The 17,721-nt window shown below is 51.5% G+C and carries 14 protein-coding genes and 1 pseudogene; 6 read left to right on the top strand and 9 right to left on the bottom strand.

What is annotated here, in order from left to right; genetic code table 11:
* The 4 genes and pseudogenes from C7B82_RS09620 to C7B82_RS09605 form a co-directional block, all read right to left on the bottom strand.
* A pseudogene (locus C7B82_RS09620) lies at positions 1-189 on the bottom strand (phycocyanin subunit beta); the annotation flags it as partial.
* Positions 190-792: 603 nt separating this feature from the next.
* Entirely contained in the window at positions 793-1,851 is a 1,059-nt protein-coding gene (locus C7B82_RS09615) for an anthranilate phosphoribosyltransferase family protein (protein WP_106256077.1), read from the bottom strand.
* Positions 1,852-1,941: 90 nt separating this feature from the next.
* On the bottom strand, positions 1,942-2,916 hold the full coding sequence (locus C7B82_RS09610; protein WP_106256076.1) for a LysR family transcriptional regulator: 975 nt from the start codon (positions 2,914-2,916) through the stop codon (positions 1,942-1,944).
* A gap of 287 nt (positions 2,917-3,203) precedes the next feature.
* On the bottom strand, positions 3,204-4,040 hold the full coding sequence (locus tag C7B82_RS09605; RefSeq protein WP_106256075.1) for a COP23 domain-containing protein: 837 nt from the start codon (positions 4,038-4,040) through the stop codon (positions 3,204-3,206).
* Between the two features lie 360 nt (positions 4,041-4,400).
* On the opposite strand from C7B82_RS09605, the gene crtR reads away from it, so the two are divergent.
* Both crtR and C7B82_RS09595 read left to right on the top strand, forming a co-directional pair.
* Positions 4,401-5,399, top strand: a complete 999-nt coding sequence (gene crtR / locus C7B82_RS09600; RefSeq protein WP_106256074.1) for a beta-carotene hydroxylase — start codon at positions 4,401-4,403, stop codon at positions 5,397-5,399.
* Between the two features lie 161 nt (positions 5,400-5,560).
* A complete protein-coding gene (locus tag C7B82_RS09595) occupies positions 5,561-5,941 on the top strand; it encodes a phage holin family protein (RefSeq protein WP_106256073.1) in 381 nt (126 codons plus the stop codon).
* Between the two features lie 133 nt (positions 5,942-6,074).
* Here the strand turns inward: C7B82_RS09595 and aroH are convergent, their stop codons facing one another.
* Together aroH and sppA are read right to left on the bottom strand one after the other, a co-directional pair.
* Positions 6,075-6,479: a chorismate mutase gene (aroH, locus tag C7B82_RS09590; protein WP_106256072.1), complete on the bottom strand. Its 405-nt coding sequence runs from the start codon at positions 6,477-6,479 to the stop codon at positions 6,075-6,077.
* A gap of 181 nt (positions 6,480-6,660) precedes the next feature.
* Positions 6,661-7,500 carry a signal peptide peptidase SppA gene (sppA, locus tag C7B82_RS09585; protein ID WP_106256071.1) on the bottom strand — a complete coding sequence of 280 codons (840 nt, stop codon included), beginning with the start codon at positions 7,498-7,500 and terminating at the stop codon, positions 6,661-6,663.
* A 458-nt stretch (positions 7,501-7,958) separates the two neighbouring features.
* On the opposite strand from sppA, the gene C7B82_RS09580 reads away from it, so the two are divergent.
* Both C7B82_RS09580 and C7B82_RS09575 read left to right on the top strand, forming a co-directional pair.
* On the top strand, positions 7,959-9,050 hold the full coding sequence (locus C7B82_RS09580) for a DMT family transporter (RefSeq protein WP_106256070.1): 1,092 nt from the start codon (positions 7,959-7,961) through the stop codon (positions 9,048-9,050).
* Complete coding sequence (locus C7B82_RS09575) at positions 9,047-10,138, top strand: glycosyltransferase family 4 protein (RefSeq protein ID WP_245939811.1); 1,092 nt, start codon at positions 9,047-9,049, stop codon at positions 10,136-10,138. Before C7B82_RS09580 ends, C7B82_RS09575 begins: the two co-directional genes overlap by 4 nt.
* 804 nt (positions 10,139-10,942) lie before the next feature.
* Here C7B82_RS09575 and C7B82_RS09560 read toward each other — a convergent pair.
* Positions 10,943-11,545: a DUF8166 family protein gene (locus C7B82_RS09560; RefSeq protein WP_106256067.1), complete on the bottom strand. Its 603-nt coding sequence runs from the start codon at positions 11,543-11,545 to the stop codon at positions 10,943-10,945.
* 307 nt (positions 11,546-11,852) lie between these two features.
* On the opposite strand from C7B82_RS09560, the gene C7B82_RS09555 reads away from it, so the two are divergent.
* Positions 11,853-12,011 (top strand): lmo0937 family membrane protein, encoded by a 159-nt coding sequence (locus tag C7B82_RS09555; protein WP_181357424.1) that lies wholly within the window; start codon positions 11,853-11,855, stop codon positions 12,009-12,011.
* 48 nt (positions 12,012-12,059) lie between these two features.
* On the opposite strand, the gene C7B82_RS09550 is transcribed toward C7B82_RS09555, so the two are convergent.
* Together C7B82_RS09550 and C7B82_RS09545 are read right to left on the bottom strand one after the other, a co-directional pair.
* On the bottom strand, positions 12,060-12,416 hold the full coding sequence (locus C7B82_RS09550) for a Spx/MgsR family RNA polymerase-binding regulatory protein (RefSeq protein ID WP_106256066.1): 357 nt from the start codon (positions 12,414-12,416) through the stop codon (positions 12,060-12,062).
* A 38-nt stretch (positions 12,417-12,454) separates the two neighbouring features.
* Positions 12,455-15,715: a phosphorylase b kinase regulatory subunit alpha/beta gene (locus tag C7B82_RS09545; RefSeq protein WP_281258949.1), complete on the bottom strand. Its 3,261-nt coding sequence runs from the start codon at positions 15,713-15,715 to the stop codon at positions 12,455-12,457.
* A gap of 457 nt (positions 15,716-16,172) precedes the next feature.
* On the opposite strand from C7B82_RS09545, the gene pds reads away from it, so the two are divergent.
* Positions 16,173-17,609, top strand: a complete 1,437-nt coding sequence (gene pds, locus C7B82_RS09540) for a 15-cis-phytoene desaturase (protein WP_106256065.1) — start codon at positions 16,173-16,175, stop codon at positions 17,607-17,609.
* The last annotated feature ends 112 nt before the right edge of the window (positions 17,610-17,721 follow it).

The following is a 17,721-nucleotide window of genomic DNA, read 5'->3' as shown; positions in this document are numbered from 1 at the left end:
CTGTTCCGCAAACAACGCCCGTGCTGCATTCGCCACAATCGTGGAGGAGTTGCTCGTGATCCGATTCACCGTATCCATCCGCTTGGTACCGTCCAATACCATTGCTTTCAACGCATCAATCTGCGCATCACTCACGTAATCGCCACGGGTATCGGCTTGGGAAACCACTTTTGCAAATGCGTCCAACATAAACTTTGATCTCCTAAGGTGTTTAGTTCAAGCACGGCTCCGGTCACAACCAACGCAGACGATGCTCTGCAATCAAACTGCCTAAGCAGAATGAGACAAGCGCACCAGCTAATGGATCATGAACCGCTCAAATATTTCTCGCTCTTCCAGATAAGAAGCTTAGGAAATGTAAATTTTCCTAACAATCGGAGAACTTTACTCATGTAGATGACTGACCAAGCCGCATCTACGTGCATTAACAAGTTTTCCAACTTCTTTGTTTATACTATGTCGTTGAATCGTTATTCATTACAAATTATAAAGGCTCCTTTTGAGCCTGTAAGCCTGCATCTATCGGTACTCTAGTTGATTCTTCAGGGGAAGTATGAAGAGCCTGTTGAACAGAAACTGCCATGAAGGTGAACTTGCAAAGATGCTTTGAATTGTACTATCTAGTACAAATGGTACAGAGCTAACGGATAGAACTTAGATTTAAAAAGTAAAGAATTGCAACAAATCTGAGCCGGTCAGTTTTTCTTCAGACGATCGACTTGAACCGCGATCGCCCGCTTTCATCCTCACTCAACTCAGCAGCCATAAAGACATTGGCTCGGGTGTCTGATGCTAATGCGTCAATTGAAGCGGCGTGGCGACCTGCTGAATTTCTTGCAGCTTTTGCAGCACTAGCCCTTCTGTTAGCAGTCGTCTCGCTTCCTGTATGCCTGCCTCTAGTGAGGGGCAACCGCCACAGCGCCAGAGATAGAAACCGCCGCTCCAAAGTGTGGATTGCATCCATTCAGAGGGGTGTCCGCCGAGCACGGTTGTCATAGCCTTGACGAGTTTGGGGGTTGCGTCCAGAGCGACATTTTTACCCTCAAACCCATAGTCACGCGGATGTAAGTGCAGCCGTTCAAACCCGATCGTGGGTATGCCCAAACCAATGATGGCAGTACGCTCTCTCGGTAAGTCGCCACTGCCTTCTAAGCCTTTCACGCTGGTAAAGTGAGTCACGCCACGCTGCGCGATCGCATCCTGAAACATCAGTTCCGTTGGCGGATGGACAAAACCAGATACGACATGCGCATCACCAGCGTAGGGCGACCAGATGAGTTCCATCGTTGCAAGGGGAGGACGTTTGCCAATTTGGTCGCGATAGGGCACTAAGCCGTGCGCCAGGGGGAAATGGGAGGGTAAATAGATAAACCCTAACCCTGTTGCCGCCAAAACATGCTGCACCTGCGTGAGTGAAAGTTGGCTCCAATCAACGCCCAAGCCCCGCCAGAAGTCAATCAACGGTTCACCCTCTTTCGTTGGCATCCGATTGCCCCCATGCATAATCACGGGACACTTTGCAGTTGCCAGGATCAAGGCGATTAGGGGACTCAGCGGAGCCGTGCGCGATCGCCCATCGTAGGGCACTCCCATAACCGTCACTGGATAAGCAGACGCGATCGGCTGCAAACGTGGACCCAATTCTTCGTAAGCATCCAGCATGCCTGCCAGTTCGGTGCCAGTGGGTCGCCGAATCCGATGGGCAATCATGAAGGCACCAATTTGAGCCGGAGTTGCTTCTTGTAGCAACATCATCCGGGTGGCAGCAGCGGCATCCTCACGGGTCAGAGACTCGCTGGTGTGAGTGCCACTACCCACTTTGCGAAGCAGTTCTCGAAAGGCATAACTCATAATCTTTGCTCAAGGGACGCGATAAACTAGCACGTTGATTCTGACAAGCGATCCAGGGAACCCAACGGCTGCACGGCCAGCCAACTGCTTTTATTCGACGTTGGCGATCGATAGAGGCAACTCAATTTGGGGCGGCAACAAGGCTGCTACAAGGTTGAAAAAATGCTGAATCGGTGGGACTTGTAGACGATCGCGCGTTGTGACCAGCACCACCTGACGAGTAAACGGTGGATCGGTAAGCGTGTCCGTCAGCACGCCATTGGTCTGATCAACATTGGGTGCCAGCGATCGTACTGCCAGAGTCGGGTCAGCATACGCCTCAACCAATGCTGTTTCTGGCAACAGCGCGACCAAGCCACCCTGTCGCACCACGCCTCGAAAGGCATCGGGTGTATTCAGCTCGAGTACGGCACGTAGAGCGGCTCCACGTCGTTCAAACTGTTCTTGCACCAGGCGCTGCATGCCATAGCCATCCTTAAACACGACTTGCGGATACTTTGCCAATTCGTCCCAAGGTACTGTTTCGTAAGCGGCAAGGGGATGGTCTGCTGCAATCAGCACCTTAATCGGTTCATCGTACAGCACCTGCACAACCATCTCTGGGTTCGTGGTCAAAAAGCGGTTGTGCATAACGATCGCCACATCAACCAACCCATCTTTCAGCACTTTGAGTGAGCGATCGCTGCCCAATGCTGTCACTCGCAGTTGCACATCAGGATAGTCGTGGCAGAACTGTTGCAAGACGGGCGGTAGATGATACGCACAAATTGAGTGAATGGCTGCTACGCAGAGCTCCGGTTGCTTTCCCGTAAGCAAATCATCAAGGTCTTGAACGGCATTCAGCCACTCCTGACAAATCTTTTTGGCACGAGGCAGAAACCGATCGCCCGCTATCGTCAGCTTCGCCTGAGTCGTGCGATGAAACAGCGGCATTTTCAAGCCTGCCTCCAGACTTTGAATCTGACGACTAATGGCCGATTGCGTCACACCGCAACGCTTTGCAGCTTGTTGAAAGCTCCCTGTGTCTGCCACTGCTAGAAAAGCTTGCAGTTGCTCTAAGCGCATGAATCAAAAAATGTAGTGAAGATCACTCAAAGGGGTTGTTATGAACTTAACGGATCTGCGCTGGCAGTTCGGTAGAGATTGATACAGCCAACGTGCTCAACGGTAGTGAGAAGCTCATTGAAAAATCGCTCTAGCGGTAGACGAGTGGCAGGAGTCAGAAGCCAGCAGCCAAGCATTCGGGAGAAGCGAAGCCTGTCTCCTGATCGTTGCAGCCGTCAGCTTTATAGCGACTAAAAAAGCCCCACAAGATGCAGGGCTGCTCGTTCGTTGAGAGTTGAACGTTTGCTTTAACGGAACTTACCAGGGTTCAGCAACCGGGGGCTGGAGACTCTGGATGTACCGCTTAGTTTTTCACCTGTCCCCCCGTCCCGGCGATCGAGGAAGGGACGCAGGTTGATCCCATCAGCGCGACTGCTGCCGATGTCGCCAATCTGGGCATTGGACAACCCACCAATGGCGCGTCCGATTTGATCCAAAATGTTGCTGCTGCCGCCACCTACGTAAGTATTGACGCCCTGAGTCTGCTGCCCACTATCGGCAACGGTCAGGTTTTGAAAGACACGATCGCGCGTCGATGTCGGATCTTGGCCATTGGGCACCGTCAGCACAATGCGACAGCTTGAAACTCTCTCAGTCGTCACACAAACAGTGTTGTAGCCGTTCTCTGCGCCCGTCTTCATTTCCAATAGCCCATCCGGTCGGTATGACTCCAGACGACGGCTAATTTCGCTGCAGCGACGGTTGGCATCCCAACCACCACCCATGTTGCTTGGCACGGCCCAGGGGTACGACTGGGATGGCTGGCTTTCGGGGTGGTACATCACGGTGTACTGTCCGCTTGCCATCTCACACGTGAAGCGGTTACCAGACGCTGATGTGGTCGTTGAGCCACTACTGGGTCTGGTCGTCGAGCCAGGTCTCTGAGGCTCTGTGTTGACAATGACATCACCTGAACCAGGTGCCGTTGTTTGAGCCACCTGCAAAGGCCGTACGGTGCGAGCAAAGGTCGGTGGTGCGATCGCGCCACTGCTTCCTAATAGCAGCACTATACCTAGCGATACGCCTAGTCCGTTGAAAGACGCCGCTGAACGACTTAACCCTCTTCCTAAACTCGGTAACGACATAGCAAAAACCTCAAAAATACTGTGGTGACTGAAGCGACAATGGCGAAAATAGTCGATCGTTTGCTAATGACAGCCCAAGACCTTGCACATTGCTCTCCCACAATCTTGAAGACTGCCTCATCTGAATCAAAGTTCCCTTTAACGGCATGATTTCAACGCGTTATACCCCTATCGTTACCGCTGGCCTCATGGGCAAAAACTTTTGCCAGCAGGGCATAGCGCTATTCTGCAGCGCGTTCCATAACCAAAGGCACCGCTGTAAGCAAACCTAGATTAGGGGAGCTAATTTCACAAAACTTTATTTTGAAACAGTAGGTATCGTATACTACGCGTTGGTGATTAGCAGGAGCAGAACCGTAAATGTCGGAGGCAGTGAAGCCCCTGACGGTGCCCAAGGAATTGCTAGGTCCTCCTGGCGATTTAAATCCAACGCTGCTGATGTTCATCAGTGCAGTGGCGCTGGCGTTGGTCTCTACTTTGGGTTACTTTTGTTGGCATTGGTACCATTGGTGCAGTTTTTTACTCAATTTTGTGGCACTGCACATTGTTGGTACTGTGATTCATGATGCCTGTCACAACGTGGCACATCGCAACCGAGTGATCAACGCTATTTTGGGCCATGCCAGCGCGTTGATGCTATGTTTCTCGTTTCCAGTATTTACACGTGTCCACATGCAGCATCATGCTCATGTGAATGACCCCCATAACGATCCAGATCATGTCGTTTCTACGGCTGGGCCGTTGTGGATTATCAACGCACGCTTTTTGTACCACGAGTTCTACTTTTTCCAGCGCAAACTGTGGCGAAAGTATGAACTATGGGAATGGGTTGTTGCCCGTCTGGCGTTGGCCGCGATCGTGTACGCTTCTTTCCAATTCGGCTTTACAGATTACGTCTTCAATTACTGGTTTGTCCCGCTTGCGATCGTGGGTTTGGCGCTCGGGTTGTTTTTTGATTACTTACCGCATCGCCCGTTTAATGAGCGCGATCGCTGGAGGAATGCGAGGGTTTACCCCAGCGCCATTCTGAATCTGCTGATCATGGGGCAGAATTACCACCTGGTGCATCATCTTTGGCCATCCATTCCTTGGTACAACTATCAGCCGGCTTACTTCGCGACCAAGCCGCTGTTAGACGCTAAAGGATCGCATCAGTCATTGGGCATCTTACAAACGCCGAAAGACTTTTTTGGCTTTCTGTACGATGTTGTACTAGGTATTCGCTTTCACAAACCGCAGTCAGCAGTGACAACGCCCTTTAAAGAAACCGTTGCTGTACCACCCCTAGTGGATGAAGTAGTTGACGTTGAAGCGGCTGAGCCGTTGCTTTCAGGACGTTCTACACCGTCTTCGTCATAAGTCTGGTAGCCATTGATCGTGGCTATGGCTGTTCGCATCTACCAATTTTCTGCGATCGGCCACCTGAAATCTATCCAGGTAGAGATACTCTCTGCCAGCCTTCCCTCAATAATGTAGGCATAGCAAGAACCTTAACGCTTGGTAAATTTGAGGGAAAAATTATGGTCGGAAATCTTTTAACCTTGCTGGCGACAGCCCTTAGCCTGCTCATCGTTGATCTCGCTGTGCCTGGAGTTGATATTGCCACCTTTCCTGCGGCTTTGATTGCAGCGGTATCGATCGGGCTGGTCAACGCGTTTGTGAAGCCTGTTTTGTCCATTTTGTCCTTGCCATTGACGTTTCTCACCTTAGGGCTCTTCACCCTAGTGGTGAACGGCTTGTGCTTCTGGTTGGCATCCGTGCTGGTACCTGGCTTTAGAGTCGATGGTCTGCTGGCGTTTATCCTGGGCCCTGTTGTCTTATCGTTGGCGAGTACGTTTTTGAACAAGTATTTTGCAGAACGCAACGCTGGTGTGGTTACACAAGCCACACCTGAGGCCTAAACAGGTTAAAGGGACGTTGCAGGTAACGTCCCTCATTCGGAAGGCTATGACATTTCTAAACGATTCCTTTGAAGCAACGCTGTGAGGCACCGAGAGGTGGATTAATAGCGTTGCTTCGGCGTTGGACTTGAGGTCATAGCGTCGATTTTGAGATCAGAGCGACCTGAGCCATCGTCCAATCAGGTCTCAAAGACCTCGCATGACGCAGGTAGGGATGGTAAATCTCAAGATCTGGGTTTGGTGTATTGAAGTGGATAAGAAAGCGGATGCAGCGCTCCAGGCTACCGTTGACATGCATCTGCTGTACGTCTAGCAGGGGTACGTTTGACCACCGCGGACGCTCACGGGCGATCGATGCCGGAAAAATCGCATCCAGGTCACGGGTCGCCGAAAAGGTGGCGCTGACAATTTCGTCAGGATCGATTTGATTGTGGGTTTCTAGTTCGTTCAGCAGTTCATGTACTGCTGAACGAATCGCTTCAATCGAATTTTCTGAGACTGTCGTTGCTCCACGTACTGCTCGCACTTTCCAACCCACGCTCAATCCTCCGCGCCTTTCAATAAAGTTTTTAATGCTAACCAGAATTAAATCAGGCTTCTCTGTCGGTTGAGAGACCCGAACTCAATCATGGCTGATCTTCATCATGGCTGCAAATGCTCAGCATGGCAGCTAGGGTGCAAGTTCCCTTATCAAGACTTTGCGTTTAGAGAGACAGTGTTTAGGGACGATAGAGCCAGAGCGGTAACCCGCTTGTAGACAGCTCAAACTCCAGCCACTCAATGCTCGTTGCGAACCCAGGCAGAGCAGCCAGTTGACTGAATTGGCTAGACTCTCTTGAAACCAGCCGATTCAGCAATGGTTTGCGTTCTTCTAGCGTAAAACAGCGGGTTTTTTCGGGATCTAGCCCTGCCAGTTCTGCGGCCCAACAACGCGCGTCTTCCTCAGTGCCCAGGCGATCGACCAAACCAAGGTTCAACGCCTGCTGTCCAGTAAACACGCGTCCGTCGGCAAAGCTTCGCACTGTTTCAACAGCGAGTTTGCGCCCGTCAGCAACGGTTTGCACAAATTGCTGGTAGCTCACATCAATGAGCTCTTGCAAAATAGTTTTTTCGGGTTCAGTGATTTCGCGATCAAACGCCAAAATATCTTTATACGGACCCGATTTCACCACTTTGAACGAAACGCCAACCTTGTCAAGTAGGCGCTCTAAGTTGTTGCCCCGCAAAATTACCCCAATGCTGCCCGTGATCGTGCCGGGATTCGCCACAATGTGCTCGGCACCCATCCCAATGTAAACGCCACCGGAGGCTGAGATGTTGCCAAAGCTAGCCACAATTTTGGTTTTACGCTGCAAGCGCTTTAAGGCATCGTAGATTTCCTGCGAATCGCCTACCGTGCCGCCGGGGCTGTCAATCCGCAATAACAATGCTGGAAAACGACGCTCTTCGACTGTTTTGAGTGCATCCAACACACGTTTGCGCGTTGCACCCGCGATCGCGCCGTTGATTTCGATCCGCGCAATTTGTTTTTGAAACCGAGGCTTAAAGGGCCAGACCATAGTGATTCAAGAGACAATGGGTCAACTTAGACAAGAGCGATCGGAAACAATGCCGTGATCGTCCTTGTGAGACACCGACAAAACGGAATAAACCAATTTCTGCAGGGCGCTCCAGTTCCAGTGTGCCTCATTACTTCACAATTAGACGATCAACCAGATCGACGGCAATTTAGCACGGGTCAAGTTGCGGTCGATCGAAGCGCCTCAATTCACCGATCAAAACACAGCGATCCAGCTACGGCAGGGCTGAAGCATGAGTGAATAATGAGAGTTATGAGCGAGCTTTTCTGTAGCAAGAACTCAATCCTAATCCCAGGAGAAGCGTTGCAGCTGATCAGCCAGTGAGCAGCCACGATCGCTCTTTAAGCTACTTAACATAAGTACAAGATTAGCTACAATTGTAGAACTCGATCTGATCAATACGCGTTCACACGTGGCTGCCAAGCTACGCTTGCATCATGGACTCAAACCTCACTCCACCGCAGCCTAGCCTGGCCCCCGGCGGGAAGCTCATTGCGCCACTGTTGTTAATTGCGCCTTTTTTCTTTTGGGGCACCGCTATGGTCGCCATGAAAGGTGTCATTCCCAACACGACGCCACTTTTTATGGCAGGAGTGAGGCTCGTACCTGCAGGTGTGATGGTATTGGGTGCTGGCATGCTGATGGGCAGACCACAACCTAAAGGTTGGGCAGCGTGGCTATGGATTCTGCTATTTGCCGTCGTGGATGGCTCTCTCTTTCAGGGATTTTTAGCAGAAGGGTTGGTCAGAACCGGCGCAGGTTTGGGCTCTGTGATGATTGACTCGCAGCCGCTGGCGGTGGCGCTGATGGCGCTGTGGCTCTTTGGCGAACGGATTGGGCTATGGGGTTGGCTAGGGCTGCTGCTCGGTGTCGTTGGTATCAGTCTGCTCGGCTTGCCAGAGGAATGGCTGCTGAATGTTTGGCAGCAGCGATCGCTACCGAACGGCCTCCAACTGGGTGCGGATCTAATGCACGATCTGTTTCAAAATGGGCAGTGGCTGATGCTGCTGGCAGCTCTATCAATGGCTGTGGGGACGGTACTCATGCGCTACGTCAGTCGTCATGCCGACCCCATCACTGCCACTGGGTGGCATATGATTCTGGGTGGACTGCCCCTGTTTGCACTCTCATCACGGTTTGAAGACGATCAGTGGTTGCATTTAGATGGGTCGAGCTGGATAGCGATGGGATATGCAACCGTGTTTGGTAGCGCGATCGCCTACGGCTTGTTCTTCTACTTTGCTTCCAGCGGTAGCCTGACCAGCCTCAGTTCGTTGACCTTTTTAACACCGATCTTTGCGCTGCTGTTTGGTAACTTGTTCTTGTCCGAACTGCTGAGCCCACTACAGTGGTTTGGGGTAAGTCTGACGCTCGTCAGCATTTATTTCATCAATCAGCGTGAGCGTCTGGCAGTCAGGTTCAGTCGTACACCTGTCGTTCAGACCGTGACTGACGCCTTAGCTAAACCAGAAACTGTTGCATTGGCAGAGTTGGCAACTGTCACAATGCCAGTGAGCGAACCGGAGTGAGCTTGACATTGCACCGACCCTTACGGCTATTACTGTTATCGACCTCTGTGGGAGCACTAGGCTCAGGCTTAGGTGGCGGTGTCGAGCTGACGTTGCACAACATTGCTAAGGCGTTAGTTTCACGACAACACACCGTCAAAATTGTGGCACCAGAGGGATCGGTGTGTGACGCTGCCCCTGTTGTAGAAATTGAGGGCGCCTTGCAAACGACTGCACAGAGCGAGGGACGAGAGGCGCCGATCTCTATGCCTGGTCAGGCCGTTTTAGCCAACATGTGGACGTATGCCCGCCAGATTCAAGATGAGTATGATTTGCTGGTGAACTTTGCCTATGATTGGCTGCCGTTTTACTTAACGTCCTTTTTCGACTGCCCGATCGCCCATCTGGTGAGTATGGGTTCGCTGACAGACGCGATGGATGGCGTGATTGGACAAACGATCGCGCAATTTCCAGACAGCATTGGGGTTCATAGTCGAGCCCAAGCCGATACCTTCGCCTTTGGCGCACAATGTCATGTCCTGGGTAACGGCTTTGACCTGTCGCTCTACGACTTTTGTTCGCAGCCAGAGCGTAGCCTCGCCTGGGTGGGTCGCCTTGCACCGGAAAAAGGGTTAGAAGATGCCGTGGCTGCAGCGCAAGCGACTCAAATACCGCTCAAAATTTGGGGGGTCATGCAGGATCACGCCTACTGGCAGGAGATTCAGCAACGTTATCCAATGGCACCGATCAGCTACGAAGGGTTTCTGCCAACGGCTCAACTTCAGAAGGCGTTGGGCAAGTGTCAAGCCTTGATCATGACGCCTCATTGGGTCGAAGCGTTTGGCAATGTCGCGATCGAAGCCCTTGCCTGTGGTGTCCCCGTCATTGCCTATCGGCGAGGGGGACCCACAGAAATTGTCCAGCATGGCAGGACAGGCTGGTTAGTAGAGCCAGACGATATCGTTGGTCTGATAGATGCGATCGCCCATCTGGAAGGCATCGATCGTCATACATGCCGCCAGCAGGCAGAGGCAGAGTATTCGTTAGAAGCTATGGGCGATCGACTAGAGCAGTGGTTTACAACCGTGCTGGCTCAATCGGGCCGCTGATGCCGTTCAAATGCTTGTAAAGCAATAGGATTGATCAACGACTGAAAAAACGAGGTTTACAGATGCAGCTTGGAGACTCAAACGCCCCTTCATAAAGCACAGAAGCTTTAAGCAATATGGGTTATGCGTCCCTAAACTAGCCTGTGTTTAAAGTAGCCCACCAACTTAAAAGCACTCAGTGAGACGCTGTAATCATTCGTATCATGCAGGTTACTGAGCAAAACTATGTGATTAAGATCACCAACGAGGATGATCTTGATCGCATCGGCCAAACGGCGCTAAAGACATACTTTAGGGGACTCAACTTTAGCCGAGTCATCAACAGGGAACACACGACTGACCGACAGGTTTCTTTCGAGGACTGTCGGTTTTTTATTTGCTGAAACACATGTGATGAAGATCACACTATATGCTGATCTAGATCGCATCAGCCTTTTGGCTGATGCACGATACTATAAAAGACTCAACTTTAGCCGAGTCATCAACAGGGAACACACGACTGACCGACAGGTTTCTTTCGAGGACTGTCGGTTTTTTATTTGCTGAAACACATGTGATGAAGATCACACTATATGCTGATCTAGATCGCATCAGCCTTTTGGCTGATGCACGATACTATAAAAGACTCAACTTTAGCCGAGTCATCAACAGGGAACACACGACTGACCGACAGGTTTCTTTCGAGGACTGTCGGTTTTTTGTTGGCGAAACAGATCACAGGTGGCAAGGCTACCCGTAGTGAGTAGTCTACAGCTTATGTCCGAGAGGGCAAGAGGTGTCTGACCCCTAGCTTGTTATCTCCCATTACCGCATAGCGCTCATTGTCTCTTTCCAGGATAACTCTTTACAAAGAATATTCAAGGCACGTTGCTCTTCTCCTTCAAACAAGCGACTATCGATCAGTTCGGTCAAAACTTGCTGTGTGAGCTGAGCCGCAAACGTACCGCCACAGCGCAGCAGATGGCTGTAGTAGCAAAATTGAGGTTGCCCATCCTGATTACGATGGAAGCGATGAATTTCGTCCGGTGTCATGGTTTCAACCGGTGTGTTGACCGGGACAACCACACGCGGAATACCGTGAACCCCATAGGATGTTCCGTTTTGACCTTCCAGGGTGCCAATTAAAACGGTCCATAGCAGCGTGCGGGTTTCACTAATGAGGTCAGGCGCAAAGACGGGATCGGGTTCGCTCGACAAGCGTGGCCCCATATTGAGAAACATGGGGTTAAACAATTGGGTGTTGTAGACGAGCCCAACGGCCCAATGACGATCGCCGCCATCTAACCGCACAAAGCAGCCAAACCCATAATCATCTGGCTTTGGTGAATTGATCCGGCTGCGTTCATCGTCGAGTTCCACAATGTAGTCGCAGTGCGAATTAGATTTGACGACTTTGCCTAGACGCATAATGAATCCTCCTTTGGCGATCGGTCATAGCCTTCTTATTAAGAATAGGCACGAACGGCTAAAGTGAAACATTTGTACCGGAAGTCGAGGTGACTTATGTCCATTGATGCTATGCCTTGCCAAAGTATCCTAGTTATACGATTTTCACCCCAGATCCAGAAGAACCATTCGTTTTGAGAATTAAGGCAGTGATTTTTAGAGTGAGCATTGCTCACTCTACCTATGCCAGTAATAGATCTACTTTTAGAGTGGTTTCTGAGAGCTAATGTTCTTCCTACAATGCCAGCATCGATTTCAGGTGATTGCCATGTTTGGATTGCTCTGGGGTATCGTCGTTGTTCTAGTTGCCTTCTGGCTACTGGGTTTCTCGCTTCACATCGCTGGTGGTCTCATTCACCTCTTGCTAGTGCTGGCGATCGCGGTCGCAGTCTACAACTTCGCGATGAATCGTGATGCCCGACAGTAGACGCAATGTGCAGAGGCCACATGATGCAAGATGAGCTTGATCGCGCGATCACAGTCCTAATTTTTCACGGATGACATCGGGCTTCTCTTTGAAGCCAACCATGACAGCAGTGCCGTCTTTGACAAACAGGGGGCGCTTGAGCAGCATGGCATCCTGGGTAAACGCCTCAATCCATTGGGCCTCTGCCCAATCATCTTTGGCAGTCCCCAGGGCGCGATACGACTGCCCAGAAGTGTTTCGCATCGGCTTAGAACCAAGGGCTTCTACCCAGTTTTGGACCAATGATTGAGCCGGGGGCTGCTCCTTGGTGTTGATGAATTCATAGGCGACACCGTTGCTTTCAAGCCAGTTAAAGGCTTTCTTACAGGTGCCGCAATTGGGGATGCCATAGACTTGAAGAGACATGCGTAGATAAGGCGATACAGCTTTTCCTAGTTTAGAACCTACTCTCTGCTTCCTACCCTAGCCTCAGACGTTTGCGCCAGTTCGGTCAAGAAACGGAGCGCTTTTGTCACATGACTGGCGCAGTCATAGGGCGAACTGGCGTAGAAGGATCGCCATGCCGCTGCTTTGTGCTCGTCATAATGAGTGCGATGGCTAGGATGCTGATCCAGCCATGCCAAACGAACCGCGTGACCCACCAGCACATCCAGCACAATGTAGTCTTCAATTTGCAGGTTGGGGTTGCGATCGGCGATCGCCGCCAATTCCATCAGCGCTTCGATGTTGACCTGGCGATATTCGGGCGCTTGCATTTTGTTGAGCAGATGCTCGACCTGAAGGGCAAAGTTTTTCTCGCCGGGGGTGGTTTCTGCCAGCAGCAGATCGCTGTCCAACCGATTGCGGCGTTCGAGCTTATCACCAATGACCAAACCCTTGCAGTGCTTCAGCAGATTCCAGACATTGGGGTAAAACTCTTTGGGCACCCGGTTCAGCGAGCCATCGAGCTGGCGTTTACGCCACCAGTTATCGATTTCAGGCTGAGAATCATTGCTGGTTATAGCCTCCTCCGATCGCACCACCCATTCAATGTTCATCTGCCGCTGCTTGACGGGCAACGACTCTTGCTGGAAGAGAGCTTTGTCTAAGCCCTGATAGCCCTCCAGTACATGTTGGAGGCGGATCTGAATTTCGTGCGGACTCAATTGCATGAGACGCTCGTAGGCTTCATCCTGCGGCACATCCAGTTCCCCCGCCAGTTCGCTGGTGATCAACAAAATCAGATAGCCGACTCTCAGGGTGAGCAGCCCATCAAACAGTGAGGGTTTAGCTTTAATGAGCAGACTGAGGTAAACCAGAATCTCCTGGGTCAGCATCCGATCGCGAATGTCTTCTCGACAAAATTCAGCGATTTTCTCCAGCAGTTCGACAGGCGTACTGGGTCGGGTGATCAGCGAAGCTTCACTATAGGCACGCCCTACAGCGATTTGCTTCTGCCGCACCAAAATATCCATCACCGCATCGATCAGCCCCATGTCTAATTTATTACGGAGTCCCGCAGCACGACGGACGATCGCCCAGAGTTTCAGCTTGCCTGCTTTGGCATAGATTTCATCTAGCAAGTTGCCAACGGTGACCGATCGGTCGGGCTGTCCAAACCCGGTGTCAAAATCCAAACCCTCCAACCGCACGAGCGTACTCAAGAGTTCGACCTGTTCGTACAGGTTGGCAGATTGCTTCAGACTGGAGAGCAACAGCGCAATGTTCGTCTGGCACTCTAGCTGGAATTCCTGGGTGATGCTGAGGCGCACCAGTTGATCGGGATGGAAGCTGAGGTAAGGGGTTTCCGGTAGCGCATCCTGCACGGGCGATCGGGTGAAGTCGAAGTCGTGGAGAAAATCAATCCGCTCGATCGCCGAGGTCAGCATCAACTGGTTGAGCCGTCCCAGCTTCACCTGAATGCCATTACAGTTGCCGCTGTTTAATTCCTTCAGGAGCGTCAGCAACGGCATGGTGTCACTAGCTTCTGGGTCATCGGCTGCTAGCATGTCCTGCGTCACAAGCAACGTCATAGTGGGTCGTCCAAGCTGGCTCCAGTGTCGTTGAATGTGTGCCAGTTCGGTGCGAATTTGCGTCACCAGGAAGTGCGGATCGAAGGTGAGATAGAAATGTTGTTTATCCAGAAGAGAGGGCAAAAAGACGATCCGATCGCCCCGAATCTGAAAAAGACGCGATGTGGTCAGACTCCGCAAACGACGAGCTGGACGACCCGTTAATGCCAGCTTATCGTTGCGCCCAATCTGGGTATACACAGCCGCCAACTCCTGCGCGTCCCGCACCTGAAACGCTTCTGCTTGGGTTGGCGTCTGGGTCGCAATGCCGTAGCCCGCCAACTGCGACTGGAGCGCTTCATTTTCGGCTAACAGAGCAAGCTGCACAGGCGGTTTACGCTGCTGCCGCACGTGCAGATGACGACCCAGTGGATCAATATCGCTGACCGCCAGCAGCTTTTCGCTCAAGAGTTGCCCCAGCAGGTACAGGCTTTGTGCCCACACCAGCGGCACGTTTTCATTCGGTAGCCGTTCTTGACTCTGGGGTGCTGCCTGTTCTGCTTCTACGCAATCTGCTGGGACGTAATATAGCTCTGGCAGTAAGTGCAATCCATCGCGCTCCACCAGTACGGCTTGCAGCTTTTGCTGGTATGCGTCCGCTTGTTCGCGATCGCCCCGAAACATTGCATCTAGCAGCAAATAGGTAAAAAACAGAGGCCACTCACATTCGATATGCTCAAACTGCTTCAGTTCCCACGGCTCGTAGTGCAGACGACTGGTGTCTTCCAGAACGGTTTGGTGTCCATCGCGCAGAAAGCGTTTGCAGCCGTACTTGCCCTGAAGCTTTGTCACAATGTCGTTACGGGTACGATCGCGCAGGGGCTCGTCATCGACCGCAAAGGCCGGAAAGCCAACAACACTCAACAATGCCGCATCGACTTCTTTCGAGCTAGATTCTCTTGGCAAGAGCGATTCGAGGGTGATGCGCGATCGGGCAATTTCGTCCGGCAGTACGTGGATCACAGACGTTTGGCTTCCGTGAGCACCAAACAGATTGAGCCCACTCATGGCTTCCAGTGCGGCTTTCGCCATGCCAACGGAACTTGCATTTAGCTCTGGATTCCCGTGATTGATTTTGTTGCCTCGCTCCCAGATGCCAAAGTCGGGGGTGCGATAGGCACGTCCGATGTAGTAGACCAGATTTTGAATAAAGTTGACTTCATCCGTCGTGAACACAATGTGCAGCCCTGAAGCCGTCATCTGCGCCAGCATGAGCAGGAAGATAGAGGTTGCATCAAGCTGCAAGTGCCCCCACTGATCATCCCCAACGACGGTACCGCCCGTATGGGTGTCGTACTTGGCATGCAGCGCATCTAAGGGCGATTGCGTCTCTTTAAATTGCTCGACCTTTTGCACCTGCCGCATCATGGCAAACAGCAACCCACGCATCAGTTTAATCACACTGTGCTCAAGCTCAAAGGTGCGCCCACGATCGTCATCCAGACGGCGATACGCCAGCCCCAGCCCCCACACCGCGAGGATGCTGTAAACGTTATCTCGCACCCAGGCATCGGTGTAGTCGCCGTGGGCATTGACGGCTGTACTGGCTGGCAGCAGCCCCGTAATCGGGTTCTGGCGCACCAGAATAATTGCCTGAATTTGTTCGTAGTAGCTGTCCAGTCGTTCTTGTAACGTCGCAGTGCGCATCGGCATACTCTGTTTAAACAGGTTCAGGTTGAGGAGGTAGAGCGTAAACAGAGTTTGTCAAAAGTAGTACGCGTACTATACCAGTGATCATAAAAAGCAGGTGCCTATAAAAGTGAGCGCCAGATCGATTAACCAGCGATCGCTATTCTAAATTTTTCTATTATCGCCTTTTCATCAGGTATTAACGTCGCCGTTTACACGCAGAAACCGCTGGTGGCGTTTCGTAGATGAGTTTCCACAGATTAAGCTAGCCAAACGCTAAAACGCTCCTTTTTCTCCGGATCGGCTTCGCAGACTGGGAAGAATAGAGTGGTAGATGCACCCTGATAATGGTCCTCGGCTCTTGTAGTCGGGGCTTTTTCTTTTTAAACCAGTCTTTCAAGTCAGATGGCTCACGCTAAATGTAACGGTTTGCAACGTATAATGAGAGCAATCCAACCTTGAAGAAGTTTAAAGAAGCCACATGCGCGTTGCGATCGCGGGAGCAGGTCTGGCAGGTCTTTCCTGTGCTAAGTACCTGATCGATGCGGGACATACCCCCATTGTTTTGGAAAGTCGAGATGTTTTGGGTGGCCTCGTCGCTGCCTGGAAAGATGACGATGGCGACTGGTATGAAACTGGACTCCATGCTTTCTTTGGAGCCTACCCCAATATGCTCCAACTAATGGCAGAACTCGGCATTGAAGACCGATTGCAGTGGAAGCAACACGCGTTGATTTTTAACCAGCCCGATAAGCCCGGAGTGCTGTCACGCTTTGATGTGCCGGATATTCCCGCTCCCTTCAACGTCATCGTGTCGATTCTGCGTAACAACGACATGCTGACGTGGGAACAAAAGATTCGTTTTGCGATCGGGCTGACGCCTGCGATCATCCGTGGTCAAAAGTATGTCGAAGACATGGATCAGTACAGTTTTGCAGAGTGGTTGGCACGTCAAGGGATTGATGAAAAAGTCAGCAGTGATGTGTTCATTGCGGCGTGTAAGGCACTGACGTTCATCAATCCCGACGAAGTGTCATCGACGATTCTCCTCACGGCTCTGAATCGCTTTCTTCAAGAACGCTACGGCTCTAAGATTGCGTTTCTAGACGGCTCCCCCACTGAGCGGTTATGTCAGCCGATCGTCGACCACATTACGGCGGGCGGTGGCGAAGTGCAGCTCAAGAAGCCGCTGAAAGAGATCCAGCTCCATGACGATGGGTCGGTGCGAGGGTTTCTGATTCGTGGTTTGGATGGCGCTGCGGATGAGGTGATCACTGCCGATGCCTATGTCTCTGCAATGTCAGTCGATGTGATGAAAGTATTGATGCCACCTGCGTGGAAGTCGATGGCGTTCTTCCAGAAGCTCGACGGGTTAGAAGGGGTGCCGGTCATTAACTTGCACTTGTGGTTTGATCGCAAGCTGACGGATATTGATCAACTTCTTTTCTCGCGATCGGACTTGTTGAGTGTCTACGCTGATATGAGCGTGACCTGCAAAGAATATGCTGACCCCGATCGCTCGATGCTGGAGCTAGTGCTCGCTCCGGCAAAAGACTGGATCGACAAGTCGGATGATGAAATTATTGCGGCAACAATGATCGATCTGGAGCGGTTGTTTCCCCAGCACTTTGGTACTGGGAATCCCGCTAAGCTGCGAAAATTCAAAGTCGTCAAGACGCCGCGCTCGGTCTATACCGCTACACCAGGACGACAAGCCTATCGTCCTGATCAGCTTACACCGATTCCAAATTTCTTTCTTTCGGGGAGTTACACCATGCAACGGTATCTTGGCAGTATGGAGGGTGCCGTACTTTCTGGTAAGCTGACAGCGCAGGCACTTGTGAACAGTCGCTCGTTGACTGAAGTTGTGAAACCAACTAACGCAAGTAATCAGCCCCAGTCGATGGCGAATGTTTAAACGTTTGCGATCGGTATAATGGTCATACTTTTTACTGAAGGTTGCTTCTATCAGCTAACAGTGTGAGTACATGACATCACTAAACAACCGGGGCTAAGGGCAAAGCGCTCTG

Source organism: Stenomitos frigidus ULC18 (assembly GCF_003003795.1).
Lineage (GTDB): Bacteria > Cyanobacteriota > Cyanobacteriia > Leptolyngbyales > Leptolyngbyaceae > Stenomitos > Stenomitos frigidus_A.
The sequence above is the reverse complement of the archived record's forward strand: the minus strand, read 5'-3'. Positions and strand labels throughout refer to the sequence as shown.

Excerpts from the sequence above, each read along its gene's own strand:
- C7B82_RS09615 (WP_106256077.1), bottom strand. The coding sequence starts at position 1,851 with ATGAGTTATGCCTTTCGAGAACTGCTTCGCAAAGTGGGTAGTGGCACT.
- C7B82_RS09610 (WP_106256076.1), bottom strand. The coding sequence starts at position 2,916 with ATGCGCTTAGAGCAACTGCAAGCTTTTCTAGCAGTGGCAGACACAGGG.
- C7B82_RS09605 (WP_106256075.1), bottom strand. The coding sequence starts at position 4,040 with ATGTCGTTACCGAGTTTAGGAAGAGGGTTAAGTCGTTCAGCGGCGTCT.
- crtR (WP_106256074.1), top strand. The coding sequence starts at position 4,401 with ATGTCGGAGGCAGTGAAGCCCCTGACGGTGCCCAAGGAATTGCTAGGT.
- C7B82_RS09595 (WP_106256073.1), top strand. The coding sequence starts at position 5,561 with ATGGTCGGAAATCTTTTAACCTTGCTGGCGACAGCCCTTAGCCTGCTC.
- sppA (WP_106256071.1), bottom strand. The coding sequence starts at position 7,500 with ATGGTCTGGCCCTTTAAGCCTCGGTTTCAAAAACAAATTGCGCGGATC.
- C7B82_RS09580 (WP_106256070.1), top strand. The coding sequence starts at position 7,959 with ATGGACTCAAACCTCACTCCACCGCAGCCTAGCCTGGCCCCCGGCGGG.
- C7B82_RS09560 (WP_106256067.1), bottom strand. The coding sequence starts at position 11,545 with ATGCGTCTAGGCAAAGTCGTCAAATCTAATTCGCACTGCGACTACATT.
- C7B82_RS09555 (WP_181357424.1), top strand. The coding sequence starts at position 11,853 with ATGTTTGGATTGCTCTGGGGTATCGTCGTTGTTCTAGTTGCCTTCTGG.
- C7B82_RS09550 (WP_106256066.1), bottom strand. The coding sequence starts at position 12,416 with ATGTCTCTTCAAGTCTATGGCATCCCCAATTGCGGCACCTGTAAGAAA.
- C7B82_RS09545 (WP_281258949.1), bottom strand. The coding sequence starts at position 15,715 with ATGCCGATGCGCACTGCGACGTTACAAGAACGACTGGACAGCTACTAC.
- pds (WP_106256065.1), top strand. The coding sequence starts at position 16,173 with ATGCGCGTTGCGATCGCGGGAGCAGGTCTGGCAGGTCTTTCCTGTGCT.